The following is a 14,646-nucleotide window of genomic DNA, read 5'->3' as shown; positions in this document are numbered from 1 at the left end:
ATAGTCAAATTCGCTTTTGTTTAATGGTTAACTTCAGTGGATTAATTACTTAAATGGATTAACCGATAATAGCTAGTACGTCACTTTCACGAAGGATTAAGTATTCAACTCCGCCGTACTTCACTTCTGTTCCCGCATATTTAGAGAAAATGATAGAATCGCCTTCTTTAACGTCAAGTGCGATGCGCTCTCCGTTATCAGTTACACGACCTGTTCCAACAGCTACAACCTTACCTTCTTGCGGCTTTTCTTTTGCAGAGTCAGGTAATACAATCCCACTCGCTGTTTTTTCCTCAGATTCGACTAACTCGATAATAATACGATCACCTAATGGCTTTAACAAGGAAAACACCCTCCTTCAAGACCTATGTAATATTCTTTATTAGCACTCACTCATCATGAGTGCTAACACAATTATTATAATAATCATTACACTCTCGTTTTGCAAGCCCTTTACTATACTTTTTTTGATTTTTCTTAACCAGGCCTGTTAGATAGCGCAATAGCCGCATACAATAAATAGCACTACTAACTATTCGCTCTTAAACGAGGCTTTCCTCCTGCCTTTCTAAATAACCTATGGTAAAATAAATGAATTAAAGAAAATTGACTATTTCTTAATAAAGGAGTTAGCAAATTGAACATTCGTTATTGGTGGATTCTTATTACATATGTACTGATGCAGCTCTCAGCGATCCCAGGAACCCTGCTGTTGCTTCAGTTTGATATCGCCGTTGACCGCATACCGGGGATATGGAGTATTTTCAGTTTCACAGTCGGGCTAATGATTATTTTATTCCTTCTCGTCCCAGATATGCGTGAAAGACATCAAATGCGCGGCCGCTCCTCTCGGGGTGAGGCAGTTAGATGGGCCATCATCGGTGTCTTTATGGTGTTTGGCGCTCAATATGCAGCTGCCTTAATTGAAATGTATGCATTTGGAATTGAGCCCGGATCAGAAAATACGGAGGCCATAGTAGAAATGGCTAAAGCATTTCCAGCATTTATTTTTGTTATTGCGATTATCGGACCGATATTAGAAGAAATTGTGTTTCGTTTAATCATTTTCGGAGCACTCTATAAACGATTCAACTTTTGGATTGCAGGCTTTGTCAGTTCATTGATCTTTGCAGCTATCCATTTTGACTTTACACATCTACTCATTTATACGGCTATGGGCTTTGTTTTTGCCTTCCTATATGTAAAAACTGGGCGGATCCTTGTACCAATTATCGCTCATGTCGCTCTTAACCTTTTTGTAGCAGTTGTAAATGTACTGCTTGCAGACAGACTAGAAGAATGGGTTGAACGTTTAGAAGAAGTCCAACAAACATCATTGATCATCGGGGGATTATTATGAGGATATCTCCAACAACTATGGCTTTTATGTATTTTTTTCTTGGGGTATTAGTCGTATTTATTGCGATCCAAAAGGTTAATCAAACCGGCTGGGATTTCTGGGCATACCTCATTATTGGTTTTGCTGCATTTGACTTTATGATTGCTTACCGCTTCTTTCGGATCAGGCGCGTGATCAAGCAAATTGAGAAGCAGCAAAATAAGCATAAAAAATAACGACAAACAGCACCGTGTATTATGACACGGTGCTGTTTTTTATTTTGAGGCCATCTTAATCGTTTTAGCAATGTTGTTAGCGGTACGCTCTAAATAAGTTAATCCATCCTCAATTGCCTCATTTAACGTCATAATACCTGGCACGAGGGAGAATGCAGCATCAATGCCTTCTCTATAGATAGCCTCATGACCTGGAGCTAATCCACCGGCAATAGCAATGACGGAAGCTCCTTGTAATTTTGCAGCCCTAGCGACCCCGATTGGTGTTTTTCCAAATACCGTCTGATGATCAAGCCGTCCTTCACCTGTGATAACGAGGTCAGCTCCCTCTGCTTTTGTGTTGAAATCAGTTGCCTCAAGAACTAAAGTCACTCCAGACTCGAGACGAACATTTAGAAAGGCAAGCAAGCCTGCACCTAAGCCTCCTGCGGCACCAGCACCTGCAATCTCCACTACATCTTTACCTAAATCTCTATTAATAACAGATGCATAGTGAGCAAGTGCTGCATCGAGCTGTTCGACCATCTCATCAGTAGCCCCTTTTTGCGGACCGTAAATCGCTGACGCGCCTGTTTCACCTAAAAGTGGGTTATCAACATCACAAGCAACCTCAATGGTCACCTCACTAAGCCTTGGATGAATCTCATCTGTCTGAATAGAAGCCAGCTGCACTAGGGCAGCCCCTCCGTATGGAAGGCCTTCCCCCTTAGAATCAAGCAGCTTTACTCCAAGTGCTTGAGCCATACCAGCTCCTCCGTCATTTGTTGCGCTCCCGCCAATACCAATTATGATATGGTTTACACCCTCATTTAAGGCATCTTCAATTAATTGTCCTGTTCCGTACGTTGTTGTTATAAGCGGATTACGCAGCTCTGTTGGAACTAAAGACAAGCCCGATGCTTCAGCCATTTCAATAACTGCGGTTTGCCCGTCTCCAGATAATCCATATTTCGCCTCAACAGGCTCCCCTAGCGGCCCTGTAACGTTTACAGACTTCACAGTTCCTTCTAGCGCATCAACCAACGATTGAACCGTACCTTCTCCCCCGTCAGCCATAGGAATTTTCATATATTCAGCTTCAGGAAACACTTGCTTAAACCCGTTCTCTATTGCAATCGCCGCTTGAAGAGCTGAAAAGCTTTCTTTAAATGAATCTGGTGCAATCACTATTTTTCTCATCAAATGTTTCCTCCTTTTCATTCTGAGTTGTCATTGTGCTTATAAGAACTGGCGCTTATAAGAACCGGCGCTTATAAAAACCATCGAAAGACTCCGAAGATTAATGTTGAGACAATAGCCATAATTAATCCGACAAGAGACTCGTAAGGAATAAGCTTTAAGCGTTCATTAATTTGCATACCGACACTTCCTGCCGTCGCATGGAAGAAGCTTCCGTGCGGCAAGTGATCAAGTACTGTCGCTCCTGCATGGACCATCGCAGCTCCTGCAAGCCCTGCCACACCAAGCTCGAGCAGAGTCGCACCAAATACACTGCTAGCCACAGCTGAACCTGCAGTAGTTGATGCAGTCGCTGCAGACATAAAGATCCCTGATGCCGGGGCCAATGCGTAAGCCGGCAGACCAAGTCCATCTAATCCATTAATCAGTACATCTCGGAGTCCAGAATTAGAGATAATCCCAGCAATTGCACCTGTACCAATTAATAAAATCGCAACACCTGACATTTTATTCAATCCTGAAATCGCGTATTGATTCATCATTTTAAACTTACCCATCACAAGTGCACCAGCTAATCCACCTAAAGGAAGTGCGATCATCGGATCTACGACAATATCAAACAGCGGTCTAAGCATTAATAGAATAATAGCTACCAGCGGTGCGACAATGGCAGCTGCAAAAGACGGCGCTCCTTGTGCATTGGTTGATTCTACTTCTTCTAATTTTACTGCTGTCCCCTTGTTAGATAGTCGTTTCGCTATAAAGTACGTCGCTGTTACACCAAAAGCTGCCGGAATAATACCTGCTGCCATAACTGAAGTGAGCGGTACATTAAATGCCTCTGAAACCGCAATCGTGTTTGGGTTAGGACTCATAATATTTCCTGCTTTACCTCCACCGATCATCGCAAGTAAAATGGCTGTTTTCGATAGCCCTGCCTGACTTGCAATGGCTAAAGCGATCGGTGCTACGGTAATAACGGCCACATCTACAAAGACACCTACTGCAGTTAGAATCATCGTGGCCACCGCAAGAGCTAATAAAGCACGAGCCTGGCCTACTCGTTTTACAATACCTTCTGCAATCGTTGCAGCTGCTCCTGACTCAATTAACACTCCTGCTAACACACCGGCTGCTAAGATCCTGAGAACAGCTGGAATAATACCGCCAGCTCCTCCAATCATCAAATCTACTGTATCGACAATCGAGGCACCGCCGACGATTCCGCCAGTTAAAGCCCCCGCCATTAACGCGTAGACAGGAGGTATTTTTCTTAAAATCATGACAATGGCTATGATTAAACCGAGTAATGCTCCAATAGCTGTTACTTGTACATCCATACTCATAAACCCCCAGAGAATGACTTTTCTCTATTGTAAGCGTTTACTGTTTAGTGATCATTGTGCATGACGCTAAAATCAATTCTATTATGAGGTCAATATTAGGTCATATGCACAATCATTCTATTTCACTTCAGTTCATCAAATTGGTTTAATTTCAAGCTGACATATAACTCCAGAAGCTGTTCCAACACCCGTGGATCCTTCTTTGTTATGTCTGCAATTTTTTGAAGCCGGTATTGAACTGTATTTCTATGAACAAACAGAGCCTTGGCCACTTGTTTTACTTCCCCATTATGTTCAATGTAAGCTTCTAACGTGTCTAAAAGTTGATTTGCCTGATCCCCCGGCTTAAGAGGCATTAGGATTCCCTTTAACTCCTTCATGTCCGTACTTCTAGAAAGCTTGTACAATGAGACATCGAGCATTAATTCCTCATAATAATGAATTCGCTGACCCGCTTTTTTAAACCGACCTGCATTAATAGAGTACGATGCCTTTTGATAAGATGGTGCAATATCATCCAGCGTATAAGCAATTGTTCCATAGCCTACATCAAGCTTGAACCTTGACGCAATATGTAAAAGTTTATCTTTAGAGATCGCCTTCTTGGTAGGAAGAAACAATACATAGCGGTCTTTTTGAATTTGAGTAAGGGATGAATATTCTTTAAAATGTTCTTCTAAAGCATACTTTTGCCGTTCTTCGTTATATCGTGTAGCAGTTTGTGGTGTATCGATACAAATCACTTCACAAGGCAGCGAAATAGACAACCCGAGTGAATCAGCTCTGGTTTTAAACAAATTCCAATCCTCTATCTCCGCACGAATAAGCTGTCTTACAAGCTCTTCTTTATGGCGTGTATCCCACTGGAGCTCGGCTGTTAAGAAGGCTTGACTTAAAGAAAGCTCGGCTGCCATTTTCACAAGCTTTCCGTAACCTCTAATTTCATCTAATGGACCGGTTATCCCGATCACACCGACAATTTCTTCATTAAAGGTAATGGGCAGATTAATTCCTGTTTTTGTTCCCTTTAAACGAGTCAGGTCCTCTTCCCCTACCTCCACTTCTACCTCTTGGGCTATGGCCTCCACCGCCCCGGCATGCAGTTCAAATAAGCGGCTTTGATCCCCGCTTCCAATAATAATGCCGTCTTTATCCATGACATTTACGTTGTATCCAATAATATCTATTGTACGATTCACAATTTCTTGAGCCAGCGTTCTCGTCAGCAAATTCTTCACCTCTATCTTTTACCATCTTTCTCTTACCATCTTTCTCTTACCTATACAAAAAACCTCCTAGAGATTCTAGGAGGAAGCTATATCTTTATTATAACCCATAAATATCAACTTCTTTAAGGTTCGTTGATTGATCCTGCTGAATAAGGTTCTTTAGTGAATTCGTTCGCGAGCGTAAAGAGTTAATTGCAACCGTCCGCTTATAAGAGGCTTCATTCAATTGAAAGATTGGTGAGTCAGAAAAAATATGATCGTCCATCACAATCAGTTCAATTTCCTGCCACAGCTTAGCGTCCATTTCAAACGATTGATTCTCCATTATAAAATCGTTTTCATAACTAGCCGGCTCTTCTTCTTTCATAATCAAATGTAGTAATTGCTCATGCTTCTCTGTAAGCTCTGGCGTTTCATCATGGGAGATCAACGGCATAACCTGCTCTTCTTCTTCCCATAAATACACTTTCATCCTCTCAGTAACATCTACGCTTGGTATATGTTCAAGCTGGAGTGAATTCATCTGATTCGTAACGCTTTGAGTTGGCTGACTGCAAGCAGACAGCACAAGGATGCACAGCCCCACTAGTAAGCTTATATATCCCTTCATCCTTCATACCTCCATTAAAGAAACTTCATAATATCTTGTAAAAATAACTGATTATCTGTACCCTTTCAACAAAAGATTAAACCTTTTTCCATAAAATAAGCAGGATAACCTACAAGTTTCTACATAGTTTACCCTAATCATAGTACTATTATCCTGATTCTCTAAACAAAAATACCGCCGATAGGCATTACAGCTTACCGGCGGCAAATGGCTATTTTTTATAAGATTCCTGTCCTTTTGCGCCCCACCAAAACAAACCTGCTATACAGAGAATGACGATTAGAATCGGCGCAATCATAATTAAGAAAAAATCCATCCTTATCCTCCTTACTTTCTGCCTTGTACATACTTATTGTCAAATAAGAAGAGTCTCATCAATAAATATAATGAAGGAATCAACAAGAACAATCCAGCAATGAACGCAATAATTAAAGCAATCGCCATTGCTTCGTTTGTAAAGCCGTCATAGATCGTTAAATGCGGATAAAGCAGATATGGCAAGTGAGAAGCCCCGTATCCATAGAATGCAGTTGCAAACTGCAGCATAACGAAGATAAAGGACAACCCTAATCTTTTACCCTTCCAAATGAGGTAAACAGCACCTAAAAAGAATAAGAAGGATAAACTGAACATCCACGCAAGGTCCACCATTTTTTCAAAGTGCACCGGATTATGTTGGTTTAGAGCAAAGAACACTAGAATACTCGCTAGTATGGTTGGGAAACTCCAAAATAAAGCATACCCTCTCAGCACTTTAAACGCATCGATATCACGAGCTTTATAGGCATAAAAAGTTAAGAAACATGCTGAAATATAAAGCACACTTACTATAGCTAAAATAACGACAGTCCATGAATAGAAACTAGAAAATAAAGCTGGATAATCCAAGAGTACTTGATCACCCTCTAAGATGATAAATCCACCTTCTGAAATCGTTAATACGACAGAAAGTGATGCAGGGATTAACAGGCCTGTAGCTCCGTACAAAAATTGATAGAAGAGACTTCCTTTTTCCCCGTAATTGTGAAAAGCGTAATATGACCCGCGGATAGCCAGCAAAATGATTGCTATACTACCTGGGATAAGCAATGCTGTTCCGTAATAATAGGCGGTTGAAGGAAAGAACCCCACAATCCCGATAAAAAAGAATACTAGAAAGACATTTGTTACTTCCCATACAGGGGAAAGATAACGAGCAATGACTTTATTAATAATATGTTCTCGCCCTGTGATACTAGAGTAGTAGCTAAAGAACCCGGCGCCGAAATCAATCGACGCCACGATTAGATAGCCGTAGAGAAAGGTCCACAGAACGGTAATTCCTATTAATTCATAATCCATGGTCGCACTCCTCTCTATTCCATTCCACGATCTTTAAGTTCACGTTCTACTGGATTTGAACTAAACAATTTACGCAGCACAGTAATACAAGTAATCGTTAATATGAGGTATAAACCTATAAACAGATACAGCATTAAATCAACATGTGCAGAAGTCGTAGCTCCTTCTGCTGTTGTCATATAGCCAACTAAAATCCATGGCTGACGTCCAAGTTCTGCAAAAAACCAACCCATCTCAATAGCTATAATGGAGAGCGGCCCGCCAATAAAAATGGCCCACAACAATAAACGATTGTGTTCGTTCCATCTTTTCGTCCGCTGTATGAAGACGTAAGCCACTGAGACAAGCGCTAAGAACATACCGATCCCTACCATTGCATCAAAGAAATAATGGACAATAAGCGGCGGTAGTTCATCTTGAGGAAATTCCTCAAGCCCGATTACTTCAGCACCCGGAGAACCATGGGCTAAAATACTTAATGCATACGGAATCTCGAGCGCATAACGAATATTTTGATCTTCATCTAAGACCCCACCTAAAATAAGGGGTGCTTCTGTAGATGTTTCAAAATGCCACTCAGCCGCTGCTAATTTTTCCGGTTGATACTCTGCAAGATATTTACCAGAAAAGTCACCAATTAAAGCCGTGGCAACAGCAAACACAGCTGCTACAGTCATCGTAAGGTGCAGCGCTTTTTTGTGGTACACATGATCTTTTCCTTTAAGCAGTGCAAATGCGGCAATCGCTGCTAACACAAAAGCTGATGTTAAATAAGCCGATGAAAGCACATGGGCTACTTTCGTTGGTGTTGCTGGGTTAAACATTGCGGCCAATGGATTAATATTTGTAACCACACCATTTTGAATTTCAACACCTGTTGGTGCATTCATAAAAGCATTCACTGTCGTAATAAAGAAGCCAGACATAGAAGCCCCTATGACAACTGGGATCAGTAAGTAGAAATGATACATCTTATTTTTAAATCGATCCCACGTATATAAATAGATTCCTAGAAAAATTGCCTCAAAGAAGAACGCAAAAGTTTCCATAAACATCGGCAGACTAATCGCATGCCCTGCTACCTGCATAAAGTTCGGCCATAACAGGCTGAGCTGCAAGCCTATAGCCGTCCCCGTTACAACACCAATTGCAACGGTAATAACAAATCCTCTCGCCCATCTTCTTGCAAGCAAGCGGTAATGCTCATCATTTCTTTTAATTCCTATCCACTCAGCAAGAGCAATCAATAAAGGTATACCCACACCAATCGTCGCAAAGATCACGTGGTAGCCTAACGTTAATCCCGTTAATATACGACTATATATGACCGGATCGTATTCAAACATCCTTTTCCCTCCCACTTTTTTCAAACCATTTATCACGGCACTATGCTCAATTCTTCACATAGTCTGTTATCTATTTCTAGAGCTATTTGTATGTACACATTACCATAATCATTAACCTCGAAACCTATATTTTTATGACAACTATGTGAAATAAATCACAAATTACAATGGCTGAAAAAAAGACCAACATTTGTTAGCCTTTTTCTCCTTTATGTGGACTTATTAGGAAGCTTTTTCAAGCTCTTGTTTTGCATTCTTTTCAAGGTAATAAGCAGCCGGAATGGTAATCGCTGTAATGAGCCCAACAACAATAAACCCTTCATTGATCGCTTGCAAGCTTGCTTCCTCAAGTGAGACTGTCGCTCCCATTAACTGTCCGCGTCTCACCTCATAATATATCGAAATAAACACAATCCCTAATGCCGAGCTCATTTGACGCATCACATTATTCATCGCAGACCCTCTTGAGATAAGACGATCTGGTATAGCATTCATTCCAATTGTCGTAGCAGGCATCGTACTGAGTCCTGAGCCAATTCCTCTGACAGCCATCATAATGAAGATAAACAATAAAGAAGTTTCAAGACTCAAAAACCCTAGGGCGAACGTGCCTATTGTCATGACAATAAGTCCAGTCGTTACAACACCGCGAGCGCCCTTTTGATCTAATACTCTGCCCCCCACCGTCATAAAAAGGCCAGTCAATAAAGCTGAAGGTAAGAAAATTAAGCCTGTCATAATAGCACTTAACCCGTAAACCTGCTGGATCAGAAGCGGAATCAAAAAGATCCCCGCGAATAAACCGATTGATGTGGTCCCTGCAATGATCACACTAAAGGTATAGGCAGGTATTTTAAATAGAGATAAATCAAGCAAAGGCTGCTGTACTCGAGTTTCAATTTGAACAAATAAAATCAGCAGCATTATACCGGTTACGACTAAAATGATATTCAAAGGCATTAATAAATGAGCAAGCTCTGACATTCTGCCGAGCGCAAGGAGTATTGCTCCAACCCCAGCAGTTACCGTAATGAATCCATAGAGATCAAAACGAACCTCTTTGTTGGGCGATGTGACTGGTAAGTATTTCAGGGCAAACCATAATCCTAAGAGCCCGATCGGCACATTACACCAAAATAAATACTGCCAACCGCTTGTCTCAAGCAGAACTCCCCCAACGGTTGGCCCGATCGTCGGCGCCATCATCGCTGCGATTCCCCATACACCTGTCGCCATTCCACGCTCATTTCTCGGAAAGGCTTCAAAAATAAGCGCCATCGATAGAGGCATCATAATTCCGCCCCCGATTCCTTGTAAGCCGCGAAAGAAGATCAACGATGACAGATTCCAAGAAAATGAGCCAAGAATAGAACCCATTACAAAAATCAGCAGCCCGATTAGGTAGAGTTTCTTCTTACCAAAGCGATCACCTAGATACCCCGTTACAGGGACCGTCATCCCCATTGTAACCATAAAAATGGTAATGACCCACCCCGTACTTACCGCATCTGATTCAAATACTTCCATTAATTTAGGTACAGCTGGATTTAACATACTATTATTTAAGATCATCGTAAATGACCCTAGCAAAACCGCAATGACAACCATCCACTTGCTAGAAATTCTCCCCATAAATCACACACCATTTCGCTTATCGAAAGATTTACTTTTATCATAGCATGATTCAATCAAAAAAGCTCAACAGATCCTACTTTGAACAAGCGTAATCAGTTGAGCTTTTTCTGTCTCATTTATATATGTTGATTTTGGCGTTGTTTTAAAGATTGATAGACGCGTTCAATTTCTTGTAATGTTAATTCAAAGAGTTGACGGCCCTGCACCTTGTACACACCAAAAGCGATAATTTTTTCAATTAGGTTATCTTTTCGTTGTTCTGTTTCACTTTCTGCCCTTCTCATGGTAATCCTCCTTTCTCCTTTTGTTTAGTTCCCAATTAAACGTTTGATTAAACAAATTCTCCCTATGTTTAGATATGTAAAATTACCGCAAAGGCAAAAAAAAGACAGCTAAGCAGGCTCTGCTTAACTGTCTTATCATCTCTATTAATCTTGGTTCATTTCTTTTTGCTTCGCTTCTTCTTCCATTAAACGTTCAGCCTTTAATACTTTTCTGTACGTCAATCTTGATACCCATATACTAAATTCATATAAGAGTAACAGCGGTACAGTCACCATCAAATGGCTTAACAATTCAGGCGGGGTAATAAAGCCAGCAATAACCAGCAACACAAAATATGCATATTTTCTGATACTCGATAAATAAGCTGGCGTAACAAGTCCTAGCCTTGTAAAGAACATCACAACAACCGGCAGCTGAAACAACAGTCCAAATGGCAATGTGATTTGGAATAAGAACGTGAAGTATTCGTTAATTCCATACTGCTCAGTAATGTTTAATCGTTCGGCTAAATTCCCCATGAATTGAATAATGAACGGGAATAAAATAAAGTAAGCAAAACTGATACCTGTTAAAAATAAAATAAAGGCAATCGGAATATACGCTAGTGTTGCTTTCTGTTCATTCTCATGAAGTCCCGGGCTAATAAAAGCCCAGAGCTGATATAAAATAATAGGAAAAATCATAATTAATGCGCTCGCAAAAGCAAAGGTCATGAATACACGGATCGGATCCGTCATTTTAAATGCATTCATTGGCAGCTCTTGCGCTGTCGGTGCGCTTTGTAAGTACGTAATTAACGGTGTGGCTAAAAAGAAGCCGGCAATGAGCGCAATTAGAAAGAATACGACGACAATCATAATACGGCGTCGCAGCTCTCCAATATGGTCCATTACCGACATATCACGTGATTCCATTTATAAACCCTTCCTGCTTAAGCCTGATCTTTGTTATTTTTCTTTTTATCGTCCTCTTCATCAGCCAAGCCTTTAGTGGCGTTTTTAAATTCACGCAATGTATTTCCTGCTGCTTTTCCTAGTTCCGGCAGCTTCTTTGGTCCAAAAATCAATAAAGCGACAAGTCCAATAATGACAATACTTCCTGCACCTAATCCACCCATAGGTTGCACCTCCTTGTCCAATCTACTCCTATTATAACGGATAATGCTTTAAAAAATAAACCAGTGCTTGTAATTCAACAGACAAATCAATATGGTGAACTCTAACGGAATCAGGCACTGATAATCTAGCCGGAGTAAAGTTCAAAATCCCTTTAATACCCGCATCTACAAGACGGTCCGCAATTTTTTGCGCTGCTTGTGACGGTACGGTAAGGATCGCAACCGTTACCTCAGGATCTAAAATGTTCTCAAAATCGTCAAGATTATAGATCTTCACTCCGCCTACTTCCGTGCCGATTTTTGACTCATCCACATCAAATGCCATTTCAATCTGGGTATTATTGTTCTTAGAGAAGTTATAGTGTAAAAAGGCTGTCCCTAAGTTACCTACCCCAACTAAGATGACTTTCGTTAATTCATTTTGATCGAGCGTTTCACGGAAAAATGAAAGCAAGTAGTTCACATTATATCCATAGCCCTTTTTTCCAAGAGCTCCAAAGTAAGAAAAATCACGACGAATCGTTGCAGAGTCAACTTTGACTGCTTCGCTTAATTCAGTCGAAGATACTCGTTGTTTTCCTGATGCATGCAGGTTTTCTAAAAAGCGATAGTATAAGGGCAATCGCTTTGCAGTTGCTTGAGGAATTTTTACTTGATCTGACTTCAACGTAAATTCCCCTCCTCTCCTAGCCTAGTCCCTTAAGTAAGATCTATAATGTACGTTCTTTCCCTTTTGTTACGTTTTTTCTTAGAACGTTATCATTTTATCTTATTGTTTTATCTTATTGTACACTATTTGTCTCTTTATGTAATCGTTTTACATCAGGTCCTGCAAGTTGTTCACCGCAGTCTTTTACGTTAAACTGAGTGAAGAAAACTATTGATATGATGTAAGGATAGGATGGATATCCCATGATTTTATTACAATGTGTAAACGTATCAAAATCGTTTGGTGCAGAAACGATTTTATCAAATATTAAACTCGAAGTACAAACTGAAGACCGTGTCGCTTTAGTCGGTCGAAACGGTGCGGGAAAATCGACGCTTTTAAAAGTGATAGCAGGACAGCTATCCCATGACAGCGGAGAAATCATTCAGCCAAAAGATGTAGAGGTAGGCTACCTCGCTCAAGATACCGGCCTAGAATCCGAGTTATCGATTTGGGATGAGATGCTGACAGTATTTGACCCGCTTTTAAAAATGGAAAAAAGACTAAGAGAGATGGAACAAAAAATGTCTGACCCTTCTCTTTTAGATCACGAAGCAAGTTATAACAAATTATTAGCAGAATACGATCAGCTCCAGCTCGATTTTAAAGATAAGGGCGGATATCAATATGAAGCAGATATTAGAAGCGTACTAGCAGGCCTTCATTTTGATTCTTTTGACTATCAAACAAAAATCCAAACGCTAAGCGGCGGGCAGAAAACAAGACTAGCCCTTGGTAAACTATTATTAACCAAGCCTGATTTACTTATCCTTGATGAGCCGACAAACCACTTAGACATAGAGACATTAACCTGGCTTGAGAACTATTTGCAAGGCTATCCAGGTGCCATTTTAATCGTATCACATGACCGCTATTTCTTAGACAAAATCGTTACCCAAGTCGTAGAAATTTCAAGAAACCAATCAAGAAAATACGTTGGGAACTACAGTCTTTATTTAGAGGAAAAAGCAAAACGTTATGAGCTCGAGAAAAAGCAGTTTGACAAACAACAAAGCGAAGTTGCAAAGCTTGAGGATTTCGTTCAACGAAATATTGCTCGAGCCTCTACTACCAAGCGAGCGCAAAGCCGCAGAAAGCAGCTTGAAAGAATGAACCGTCTTGATCGTCCTGAAGGGGACGAGAAATCAGCTTCTTTCTCGTTTGAAATCAACCGCCAAAGCGGCAATGAGGTCCTTCGTATCGAAGACTTAGAAGTGAAATACGGGATGGAACCGATCTTTTCTAACTTAAGATTAGATTTGAACCGCGAGGAAAGTGTTGCATTAATCGGTCCTAACGGTGCAGGAAAATCAACGATCTTAAAGGCAATCATAAAGCAGATTGAAACATCAAAAGGAACGATTCGCTTTGGCAGTAATGTGACAGTCGGCTATTATGATCAGGAACAAGCAAAACTCACTTCTAATAAACTTGTTCTTCATGAATTATGGGATGATTATAGTTTGCTCCCTGAAAAAGAAATCCGGACGGTGTTAGGAAACTTTTTATTTTCAGGGGACGATGTGTTAAAACCTGTTTCCACATTAAGCGGCGGTGAGAAAGCACGCCTTGCTCTAGCTAAATTAATGATGCAAAAGGCAAACCTGCTGATTCTTGATGAGCCGACAAATCACTTGGACCTAGATGCAAAAGAAGTGTTAGAAGCGGCATTAATTAACTACCCTGGCACTCTCTTGTTTGTATCACATGACCGTTATTTCCTTAACCGCATTGCCACTAGAGTGTGCGAGCTTGATAACGGACAAGTCACAAATTATTTAGGCGATTATGATTACTATTTAGAAAAGAAAGAAGAAAATCGGCAGCGTCTATTATTGAAAGAACAAGAAGAGCTGGAAAACAAGGTTGCTCCAACTTCAGAAAAGAAGGAAGCTAAGACCGATAAGACATCGTTTGAATTAGATAAAGAAGCGAAGCGTCAAGAGCGACAACGCTTGCGTAGGATTGAGGAAATTGAAACGAAGATTGAGGAGTTAGAAGAATCACTTTCAGTAAATGAAGAAGCTCTTTGTGACCCTGAAATCTATTCAGATCATGAACAAGCGAGTAAAATCCAAGCTGAGATTGATCAAACACAAGCGACTCTCGAACAGTTAATGGAAGAATGGGAAGAGCTTCAATCCTAACTAATAAAGATGCTGAGTATTTTAAACCCTCCTCCTGACAGTGGTTGTTGATTTCCGCTGCAGGCACTCGCTTTCCGCGAGCGGTCCGGGAGCCTCCTCGTCGCACATCCCGCAGGAGTCTAGTACC

The 14,646-nt window shown here is 40.8% G+C and carries 16 protein-coding genes; 3 read left to right on the top strand and 13 right to left on the bottom strand.

Features of this window, described 5'->3' with window-relative positions; translation table 11 throughout:
• Positions 1-58 precede the first annotated feature (58 nt).
• A complete protein-coding gene (gene groES, locus BPOF4_RS01560) occupies positions 59-343 on the bottom strand; it encodes a co-chaperone GroES (protein ID WP_012957292.1) in 285 nt (94 codons plus the stop codon).
• 294 nt (positions 344-637) lie between these two features.
• Between groES and BPOF4_RS01555 the strand changes: the two genes are divergently transcribed.
• Together BPOF4_RS01555 and BPOF4_RS01550 are read left to right on the top strand one after the other, a co-directional pair.
• Positions 638-1,360, top strand: coding sequence for a CPBP family intramembrane glutamic endopeptidase (locus BPOF4_RS01555; RefSeq protein WP_012957291.1), 723 nt, complete (start codon positions 638-640; stop codon positions 1,358-1,360).
• Entirely contained in the window at positions 1,357-1,575 is a 219-nt protein-coding gene (locus BPOF4_RS01550) for a YdiK family protein (protein WP_012957290.1), read from the top strand. Before BPOF4_RS01555 ends, BPOF4_RS01550 begins: the two co-directional genes overlap by 4 nt.
• A 39-nt stretch (positions 1,576-1,614) precedes the next feature.
• On the opposite strand, the gene BPOF4_RS01545 is transcribed toward BPOF4_RS01550, so the two are convergent.
• The 12 genes from BPOF4_RS01545 to BPOF4_RS01500 all read right to left on the bottom strand — a co-directional run bounded on the left by BPOF4_RS01545 (position 1,615) and on the right by BPOF4_RS01500 (position 12,330).
• Positions 1,615-2,754, bottom strand: a complete 1,140-nt coding sequence (locus BPOF4_RS01545) for a glycerate kinase (protein WP_012957289.1) — start codon at positions 2,752-2,754, stop codon at positions 1,615-1,617.
• A gap of 71 nt (positions 2,755-2,825) precedes the next feature.
• On the bottom strand, positions 2,826-4,094 hold the full coding sequence (locus BPOF4_RS01540; protein ID WP_012957288.1) for a GntP family permease: 1,269 nt from the start codon (positions 4,092-4,094) through the stop codon (positions 2,826-2,828).
• Between the two features lie 128 nt (positions 4,095-4,222).
• Positions 4,223-5,329, bottom strand: coding sequence for a CdaR family transcriptional regulator (locus BPOF4_RS01535; protein WP_012957287.1), 1,107 nt, complete (start codon positions 5,327-5,329; stop codon positions 4,223-4,225).
• Between the two features lie 97 nt (positions 5,330-5,426).
• The gene (locus BPOF4_RS01530; protein WP_012957286.1) at positions 5,427-5,939 is read right to left on the bottom strand and encodes a hypothetical protein; all 513 of its coding nucleotides are present in this window, start codon (positions 5,937-5,939) and stop codon (positions 5,427-5,429) included.
• A 211-nt stretch (positions 5,940-6,150) separates the two neighbouring features.
• Positions 6,151-6,255 carry a cytochrome bd oxidase small subunit CydS family protein gene (gene cydS, locus BPOF4_RS22925; RefSeq protein ID WP_012957285.1) on the bottom strand — a complete coding sequence of 35 codons (105 nt, stop codon included), beginning with the start codon at positions 6,253-6,255 and terminating at the stop codon, positions 6,151-6,153.
• 11 nt (positions 6,256-6,266) lie between these two features.
• Positions 6,267-7,280 carry a cytochrome d ubiquinol oxidase subunit II gene (locus BPOF4_RS01525; RefSeq protein WP_012957284.1) on the bottom strand — a complete coding sequence of 338 codons (1,014 nt, stop codon included), beginning with the start codon at positions 7,278-7,280 and terminating at the stop codon, positions 6,267-6,269.
• 14 nt (positions 7,281-7,294) lie between these two features.
• Positions 7,295-8,626 (bottom strand): cytochrome ubiquinol oxidase subunit I, encoded by a 1,332-nt coding sequence (locus tag BPOF4_RS01520; protein WP_012957283.1) that lies wholly within the window; start codon positions 8,624-8,626, stop codon positions 7,295-7,297.
• 222 nt (positions 8,627-8,848) lie between these two features.
• Entirely contained in the window at positions 8,849-10,258 is a 1,410-nt protein-coding gene (locus BPOF4_RS01515) for an MDR family MFS transporter (protein WP_041822194.1), read from the bottom strand.
• Between the two features lie 119 nt (positions 10,259-10,377).
• The gene (locus BPOF4_RS21485) at positions 10,378-10,545 is read right to left on the bottom strand and encodes a Fur-regulated basic protein FbpA (protein WP_012957281.1); all 168 of its coding nucleotides are present in this window, start codon (positions 10,543-10,545) and stop codon (positions 10,378-10,380) included.
• Positions 10,546-10,689: 144 nt separating this feature from the next.
• Positions 10,690-11,460 (bottom strand): twin-arginine translocase subunit TatC, encoded by a 771-nt coding sequence (tatC, locus tag BPOF4_RS01510; protein WP_012957280.1) that lies wholly within the window; start codon positions 11,458-11,460, stop codon positions 10,690-10,692.
• 17 nt (positions 11,461-11,477) lie between these two features.
• Positions 11,478-11,663 (bottom strand): twin-arginine translocase TatA/TatE family subunit, encoded by a 186-nt coding sequence (locus BPOF4_RS01505; protein ID WP_012957279.1) that lies wholly within the window; start codon positions 11,661-11,663, stop codon positions 11,478-11,480.
• 31 nt (positions 11,664-11,694) lie between these two features.
• Positions 11,695-12,330, bottom strand: coding sequence for a redox-sensing transcriptional repressor Rex (locus tag BPOF4_RS01500; RefSeq protein ID WP_012957278.1), 636 nt, complete (start codon positions 12,328-12,330; stop codon positions 11,695-11,697).
• A 245-nt stretch (positions 12,331-12,575) separates the two neighbouring features.
• Between BPOF4_RS01500 and BPOF4_RS01495 the strand changes: the two genes are divergently transcribed.
• Complete coding sequence (locus BPOF4_RS01495) at positions 12,576-14,519, top strand: ABC-F family ATP-binding cassette domain-containing protein (RefSeq protein ID WP_012957277.1); 1,944 nt, start codon at positions 12,576-12,578, stop codon at positions 14,517-14,519.
• Positions 14,520-14,646 lie beyond the last annotated feature (127 nt).

The sequence above is a fragment of the Alkalihalophilus pseudofirmus OF4 genome, assembly GCF_000005825.2.
GTDB lineage: Bacteria > Bacillota > Bacilli > Bacillales > Bacillaceae_D > Alkalihalophilus > Alkalihalophilus pseudofirmus.
This window is presented reverse-complemented; position numbering and strand designations above follow the sequence as displayed.

What these genes read in the sequence shown, in the direction of transcription:
- BPOF4_RS01540 (WP_012957288.1), bottom strand. Translation starts at nt 4,094, where the DNA reads ATGGATGTACAAGTAACAGCTATTGGAGCATTACTCGGTTTAATCATA.
- BPOF4_RS01545 (WP_012957289.1), bottom strand. Translation starts at nt 2,754, where the DNA reads ATGAGAAAAATAGTGATTGCACCAGATTCATTTAAAGAAAGCTTTTCA.
- BPOF4_RS01525 (WP_012957284.1), bottom strand. Translation starts at nt 7,280, where the DNA reads ATGGATTATGAATTAATAGGAATTACCGTTCTGTGGACCTTTCTCTAC.
- tatC (WP_012957280.1), bottom strand. Translation starts at nt 11,460, where the DNA reads ATGGAATCACGTGATATGTCGGTAATGGACCATATTGGAGAGCTGCGA.
- BPOF4_RS01550 (WP_012957290.1), top strand. Translation starts at nt 1,357, where the DNA reads ATGAGGATATCTCCAACAACTATGGCTTTTATGTATTTTTTTCTTGGG.
- BPOF4_RS01515 (WP_041822194.1), bottom strand. Translation starts at nt 10,258, where the DNA reads ATGGGGAGAATTTCTAGCAAGTGGATGGTTGTCATTGCGGTTTTGCTA.
- BPOF4_RS01495 (WP_012957277.1), top strand. Translation starts at nt 12,576, where the DNA reads ATGATTTTATTACAATGTGTAAACGTATCAAAATCGTTTGGTGCAGAA.
- BPOF4_RS01530 (WP_012957286.1), bottom strand. Translation starts at nt 5,939, where the DNA reads ATGAAGGGATATATAAGCTTACTAGTGGGGCTGTGCATCCTTGTGCTG.
- cydS (WP_012957285.1), bottom strand. Translation starts at nt 6,255, where the DNA reads ATGGATTTTTTCTTAATTATGATTGCGCCGATTCTAATCGTCATTCTC.
- BPOF4_RS21485 (WP_012957281.1), bottom strand. Translation starts at nt 10,545, where the DNA reads ATGAGAAGGGCAGAAAGTGAAACAGAACAACGAAAAGATAACCTAATT.
- BPOF4_RS01505 (WP_012957279.1), bottom strand. Translation starts at nt 11,663, where the DNA reads ATGGGTGGATTAGGTGCAGGAAGTATTGTCATTATTGGACTTGTCGCT.
- BPOF4_RS01520 (WP_012957283.1), bottom strand. Translation starts at nt 8,626, where the DNA reads ATGTTTGAATACGATCCGGTCATATATAGTCGTATATTAACGGGATTA.